The organism is Nonomuraea sp. NPDC050691 (genome assembly GCF_040654455.1).
Lineage (GTDB): Bacteria > Actinomycetota > Actinomycetes > Streptosporangiales > Streptosporangiaceae > Nonomuraea.
This window is the reverse complement of record NZ_JBFAIA010000292.1, coordinates 1-6,009: the sequence shown is the minus strand read 5'-3', so window position 1 is coordinate 6,009 and position 6,009 is coordinate 1. Positions and strand designations below refer to the sequence as shown.

The following is a 6,009-nucleotide window of genomic DNA, read 5'->3' as shown; positions in this document are numbered from 1 at the left end:
CGTCCCACGCCGGCCGACCCCGAGCTGCTGGCCCTGACCGGGGTGTGGCACTGGGCGCCCCCGGGGCCGGCTACTTGCGCTGCTGGGAGGAGGAGGCGCCGCCGCCCTTGCGCTTCTCCCGGATCTTCATGGTCACCTCGATCGGCGACCCGGCGAAGCCGAACTCCTCGCGGATGCGCCGCTCGATGAAGCGCCGGTACGTCTCCTCCAGCCACCCCGAGGTGAACAGCACGAACTTCGGCGGCTCCACCGACGCCTGGGTGGCGAAGAGGATCTTCGGCTGCTTGCCGCCCCGCACCGGCGGCGGCGTCTGCTGCACCAGCTCGGTCAGGAACGCGTTGAGCCTGGCGGTGGGGACTCGCGTGGACCACGACTCCAGCGCCTTCTCCAGGGCCGGGACGAGCCGCTCGACGTGGCGGCCGGTGCGGGCGGAGATGTTGACCCGCAGCGCCCACGGGGTGCGCACGAGCTGCCGGTCGATCTCCTTCTCCAGGTAGTAGCGGCGGTCCTCGTCGACGAGGTCCCACTTGTTGAACGCCACCACCATGGCCCGGCCCGACTCGATCACCAGGCCGATGATCCGCAGGTCCTGCTCCGTGAGCGGCTCGCTGGCGTCGATGAGCACGACCGCCACCTCCGAGCGCTCCAGCGCGGAACGGGTGCGCATGGCCGCGTAGAAGTCGGCGCCCTGCAGCTCGCGGTCGCGCCGCCGGATGCCGGCCGTGTCGACGAAGCGCCAGGTGCGCCCACCCAGCTCGATCAGCTCGTCCACCGGGTCGCGGGTGGTGCCGGCCATCGGGTCGACCAGCACCCGCTCCTCACCGGCGAGCTTGTTCAGCAGCGAGGACTTGCCGACGTTGGGCTTGCCGAGCAGCGCCACCCGGGCCGGGCCGCGCTCGGTGGCGAAGGTCTCGCGCGGCGTCTCCGGCAGCGCGTCGAGCACGACGTCGAGCAGGTCGCCGCTGGAACGGCCGTGCAGGGCCGAGACGGGGTACGGCTCGCCGAGGCCGAGCCCCCACAGCCCGGCGGCCTCCAGCTCGAGCTGCTGGTTGTCGACCTTGTTGGCGGCCAGGATGACCGGCTTGCCGGCCTGGCGCAGCACCGAGCCGACGATCTCGTCGGCGTCGGTCGCGCCCACGGTCGCGTCGACCACGAACACGATGACGTCGGCCAGCTCGACCGCGACCTGCGCCTGCTCGGCGATGCGCAGCCCCATGCCGGTGGCGTCGGGGTCCCAGCCGCCGGTGTCGACGACAGTGAAGCGCTTGCCGCGCCAGTTGGCCTCGTAGGTCACCCGGTCGCGGGTGACGCCGGGCACATCCTCGACGACCGCCTCGCGGCGGCCGATGATGCGGTTGACCAGCGTGGACTTGCCCACGTTCGGGCGGCCGACGATGGCGACGACGGGCAGCGGGCCGCTGTCGTCGTGGTCTTCGGACAATGCGAGGTCGTCGAGTTCAGCCTCGACCCAGTCCCCCGTAGACACGATGTTTCATCCTTAGTGAGTCCCGCACCGTTCAGGCGCGCTCGTAGTGGTGGCCGGCAGGGCCGCTCCGCGCCGCGGAACCGCCCCGCTCCTCGACCAGTCTCAGCACCTCCGCGATGACCTGCTTCAGGTCGAGCGCGGTGGTGTCGAGCTCGACGGCGCCATCCGCCATCGAGAGAGGATCGGTCTTGCGTGTCGAGTCGAGCGTGTCGCGCTTGGCCAGCTCGGCCTGCTGGGCCTCCACCGTGGTGGTCTCGGCCCCGGTGCCGGACGGCGCGGCGCCGGACAGCTCCGCGTGGCGGCGCCGCGCGCGGGCCTCCGCGCTGGCCGTCAGGTAGATCTTGAGCGTGGCGTCGGGCGCGACGACGGTGCCGATGTCGCGGCCCTCGACCACGATGCCGCCCTCGCCGATGATCTGCCGCTGCAGGGCCACGAGCCGGGCCCGCACCTCGGGCACGGCCGCGACCAGCGAGACGGCCCCGGTGACCCGGGAGCCCCGGATGGGGCCCGCCACGTCGACGCCGTCGACGTGGATCGACGGCGCGTCGGGGTCGGTGCCGGAGACGATCTCGGGCTCGACGGCCCGCGCCGCGACCGCGTCGGTGTCGGCGGGGTCGACACCCTGCTCCAGCACCCACCAGGTCATCGCCCTGTACATGGCGCCGGTGTCGAGGTAGCGCAGCCCGAGGGCCTTGGCAACCCCGCGCGACGCGCTCGACTTGCCCGACCCCGAAGGGCCGTCCATGGCGACGACCAGACCGGCCACGGCCTCTCCTTCTCCACGCTGTCCCGACCTGAACAGGCCGCTTCGGCCTGAAGCGGTCCACGCTGTTCACTCGACCTGAAGAGGCTACCGCCTCACGCCCCTTCCGGCGTCCGCGCGCACCCCGCCCACCCCCGCCCGCATTCCGGAGCCATCCCCGCACGCACCCCGGCCTACCCCCGCACTCGCCCCCGCACGGGGGACGACTAAGGGAGGGCATTCCGGAAAGGGACCGTACATGGACGGACGGGTGACGGTGGTGGTGGCCACCAGGAATCGGCGGCGCGCGCTGGCCGGGTCCCTCCCCCACCACCCGCGCCCCGCCGTCCTCGTCGACAACGGCTCCACCGACGGCAGCCCCGGCTTCGTCCGCCGCCACTTCCCGGACGTCACCGTCGTCGAGGCCGGGCGCAACCTGGGCGCCCCCGCCCGGAACGTGGGCGTGCGCATGGCGGGCACCCCGTACGTGGCCTTCGCCGACGACGACTCCTGGTGGGCGCCCGGCGCGCTGGCCCGCGCGGCGGACGTCCTCGACGCGCACCCGCGCCTGGCCGTGCTGGCCGCCCGCGTCCTGGTCGGCCCGGAGGAGCGCCTGGACCCGGTGTGCGAGGAGATGGCCCGCTCCCCGCTCGGCCGCGATCCGGACCTGCCCGGCCCGAGCGTGCTCGGCTTCCTCGCGTGCGGGGCCGTGGTGCGCAGGGACGCGTTCCTGGAGGCCGGCGGGTTCGACGACGTGATCTTCTTCTTCGGCGAGGAGGAACGCCTGGCCGTGGACCTGGCCGCGAAGGGCTGGGGGCTCGCCTACGTCGACGACGTCGTGGCGCACCACCATCCGTCGCCGTCCAGGGACCCGCGCGGGCGCAAGGAGCTCGCCACCCGCAACTCCGTGCTCACGGCTGTGCTGCGCCGCCCGTGGAGCGTCGTGGCGCGCCGCTCGCTGGCCGCCCTCCGGCAGGGCCCGAACGGCTGGCGGGGGCTGCGCACGGCCGTTCCGAGGCTGCGCCCGGCGCTGGCCCAGCGGCGCGAGCTGCCCCCCGCGGTCGAACGGGCCCGCCGCCTGCTGGAGGACGGCAGATGACCCCGGACATCCCCGGGGAAGGCCACGGCATCCGGGCCCCGCATGTCACTGCGGTACGGGCCGGGGTCAGGGGACCTGCCAGCCCCGCTCATGCAGGGCCCGGGTGAGGACGGGCGCCGCGTCCGGCTGCACCGACACCTCGGCGATGCCCAGCGGCAGGCCCGGCGCGTGCTCCAGCCGCACGTCCTCGACGTTGACCCCCACCTCGTCGCACACCTGGAACAGCTTGGCGAGCTGGCCGGGACGGTCGCCGATGACCACCTGGACCACCACGTAGGAGGAGGCGGGACCGCCGTGCTTGCCCGGGATGCGCCCGTGGCCCGCGACGCCCCGTTTGAGGAGCTGGGTGATGTCGGTGGAGGCGGTGCCGTCGCCCTCGGCCAGCGCCCGCAACGCGGACGCCGCCTCGGCCAGGTCACGCGAGACGGCCTCCAGCACCTCGGCGACGGGCGCCGCGTTGCCGGACAGGATGCCGAGCCACAGGCCGGGGTCGCCGCCCGCGATCCGGGTGACGTCGCGCACGCCCTGCCCGGCCAGCCCGAGCGCGACCTCGGAAGCGTCGGCAAGGCGCGCGGCCACGGCCGAGGCGGTCACGTGGGGCGCGTGGGAGACCACGGCGACGGCCCGGTCGTGGTCGCCGGCGTCCACCTCGACGGGGTTGGCCCCGCACAGCTCCACCAGGCGCAGCACCGCCGCCCTGGCCTCCGTGGAGCTCTCGGGGGTGGGGCAGAGCGCCCACGGCCGTCCCAGGAACAGGTCGGCCCGCGCCGCCCCGGGGCCGGACTTCTCGCGTCCGGCCAGCGGATGTGAGGCGACGTACGCGCCCAGGTCGCAGCCGAGGCGGCGGGCCTCGTCGATGGGCAGGGCCTTGACGCTGGCCACGTCGGTGTAGTGGGTGGCGGCGCCGGCCCGCTGGAGGGCGAGCAGTTCGGTGGCGACGTGCGCGGGCGGCACCGCGATCACCGCGAGGTCCACCCGCTCACCGCCGGCCGGGGCCGCGCCGCCCGCATCGGCGGCGGGAGCGGGGTGCCACTCCTCGCCCGCGCCCAGCTCGCGGGCCAGGCGCATCGCGCCCTGGTCGCGGTCGGCGAGCAGGACGCGCACCCCCTGCCCGCGCAGCGCCAGCGCCATGGAGGTGCCGATGAGGCCGGTGCCGACGACGAGCACGGTACGCAGTTCGGAGGCCATGTCGATGTCCTGGTCGATGTCGGGTGAGCCGGGCCGGGTGGAAGGGCGCCGCTACTGGGCGATGTCCTGGCGCAGGGCCACGGCGCCGCGCAGGTAGACGTGCTGGATCGCCGAGCGCGGCTTGTCGGTCTCGACGTGCGCCATGAGCCGCACCACGCGCGGCAGCGCGCCCGGCACGTCGATCTCGGTGCAGCAGATGAGCGGCACCTCATGGAAGCCCAGCTTACGCGCCGCCAGCGCCGGGAACTCCGACTTCAGGTCGGGTGTGGCGGTGAACAGCACGCTGATCACGTCGTCGGTGGTGAGCTGGTTGCGCTCCATCAACGCGGCGACGAGCTCGGTCGTGCCCTCGATGATGGCGTCACGGTCGTCGGAGTCCACCTGGATCGCGCCGCGGATCGCCCGGACCATGGTGATCTGTCCCCTCTACATAAGCGGTGGAGCCCGTGCGAACCTCCGCACGGGCTCCTGCGTTCTGATCAGATTACAGCTTCACGGCCGCGTAAAGCTCGCCCACTTCCTTCAGAGTGAGCGCGCGCACGGTGCCGGGCTTGGTCCGGCCGAGCTTGACCGGCCCGAACTCGATCCTGGCCAGGTCGATGACCCGGTGGCCGGACTCCTCCAGCAGGCGCCGCACCACGTGCTTGCGGCCCTCGTGCAGCACGACCTCGACCAGCGCCTGCTGGCCGTGCTCCTGCACGATCGTGAAGCTGTCCACCTTGACCAGGCCGTCCTCCAGCTCGACGCCCTGCCTCAGCCTGCGGCCGAGGTCGCGCGGGATGGGACCCGGCACCTTGGCCCAGTACTTCTTCTGCACGCCGTAGCTGGGGTGGGTCAGCCGGTTGGCCAGCTCGCCGTCGTTGGTGAGCAGCAGCAGCCCCTCGGTCTCGGTGTCGAGCCGGCCCACGTGGAACAGGCGCGGGGCCAGCTCCTCGACGTAGTCGGCCAGGCACGGGCGGCCCTGGGGGTCGCTCATGGTGGACACGACGCCGATGGGCTTGTTCAGGGCGTAGTAGACGAGGTCGGGAGCGGTCGGGATGCGCTTGCCGTCGACGTGGATGACCTGCGTGGCGGGATCGACCTTGGCGCCGAACCTGCGCACGACCTGGCCGTTCACGGTGACGCGGCCGTCGCCGATCATCTCCTCGCAGGCGCGGCGGCTGGCCACTCCCGCCTGGGCGAGGACCTTCTGCAGGCGTACGCCGTCGGGGACCTCGGTGGTGTCGCGCTCGTCGGTGTAGCCCTCGGGGTAGAGGTCACGGTCGCGCAGGGGCTGGCGGGCCGTCTTGAACCGGTCGCGGGGCGCTTCGCCGCCGCGGCCCGCCGTCTGCGCGCCACTGCCCGTGCCCCGGGAGAAACGGCCGGCGCCGGAGGAGCCGGAGCCGCCGTAGCCGTCACGCCGCGAGCCGCCGCCCGCGGACGAGGGCCGGCCTCCGGAGGAGGGGCGGCCGATGGTCTGGACGCCGTCGCGGCGGGAGCCGCGCGGCTAGATCG

General features: G+C 73.8%; 6 protein-coding genes. 1 reads left to right on the top strand and 5 read right to left on the bottom strand.

Translation table 11 applies throughout. From position 1 onward, the window contains the following. Window positions 1–70: 70 nt before the first annotated feature. Together der and cmk are read right to left on the bottom strand one after the other, a co-directional pair. On the bottom strand, window positions 71–1,486 hold the full coding sequence (gene der, locus AB0H81_RS43485) for a ribosome biogenesis GTPase Der (protein ID WP_358387974.1): 1,416 nt from the start codon (window positions 1,484–1,486) through the stop codon (window positions 71–73). A gap of 31 nt (window positions 1,487–1,517) precedes the next feature. Next, window positions 1,518–2,252: a (d)CMP kinase gene (gene cmk / locus AB0H81_RS43480; RefSeq protein ID WP_358387972.1), complete on the bottom strand. Its 735-nt coding sequence runs from the start codon at window positions 2,250–2,252 to the stop codon at window positions 1,518–1,520. 235 nt (window positions 2,253–2,487) lie between these two features. Here cmk and AB0H81_RS43475 point away from each other — a divergent pair, with 235 nt between their 5' ends. Next, the gene (locus AB0H81_RS43475; RefSeq protein WP_358387969.1) at window positions 2,488–3,327 is read left to right on the top strand and encodes a glycosyltransferase; all 840 of its coding nucleotides are present in this window, start codon (window positions 2,488–2,490) and stop codon (window positions 3,325–3,327) included. Window positions 3,328–3,393: 66 nt separating this feature from the next. Here the strand turns inward: AB0H81_RS43475 and AB0H81_RS43470 are convergent, their stop codons facing one another. From AB0H81_RS43470 to AB0H81_RS43460, 3 genes are all read right to left on the bottom strand, one after another. Continuing rightward, entirely contained in the window at window positions 3,394–4,515 is a 1,122-nt protein-coding gene (locus AB0H81_RS43470) for a prephenate dehydrogenase (protein WP_358387967.1), read from the bottom strand. 51 nt (window positions 4,516–4,566) lie between these two features. After that, on the bottom strand, window positions 4,567–4,926 hold the full coding sequence (aroH, locus tag AB0H81_RS43465) for a chorismate mutase (RefSeq protein ID WP_358387964.1): 360 nt from the start codon (window positions 4,924–4,926) through the stop codon (window positions 4,567–4,569). A 73-nt stretch (window positions 4,927–4,999) separates the two neighbouring features. After that, on the bottom strand, window positions 5,000–5,710 hold the full coding sequence (locus tag AB0H81_RS43460) for a pseudouridine synthase (protein ID WP_358387977.1): 711 nt from the start codon (window positions 5,708–5,710) through the stop codon (window positions 5,000–5,002). Window positions 5,711–6,009: the final 299 nt, after the last annotated feature.

Coding starts and splice junctions, on each gene's coding strand:
- AB0H81_RS43470 (WP_358387967.1), bottom strand. CDS start 4,515: ATGGCCTCCGAACTGCGTACCGTGCTCGTCGTCGGCACCGGCCTCATC.
- AB0H81_RS43475 (WP_358387969.1), top strand. CDS start 2,488: ATGGACGGACGGGTGACGGTGGTGGTGGCCACCAGGAATCGGCGGCGC.
- aroH (WP_358387964.1), bottom strand. CDS start 4,926: ATGGTCCGGGCGATCCGCGGCGCGATCCAGGTGGACTCCGACGACCGT.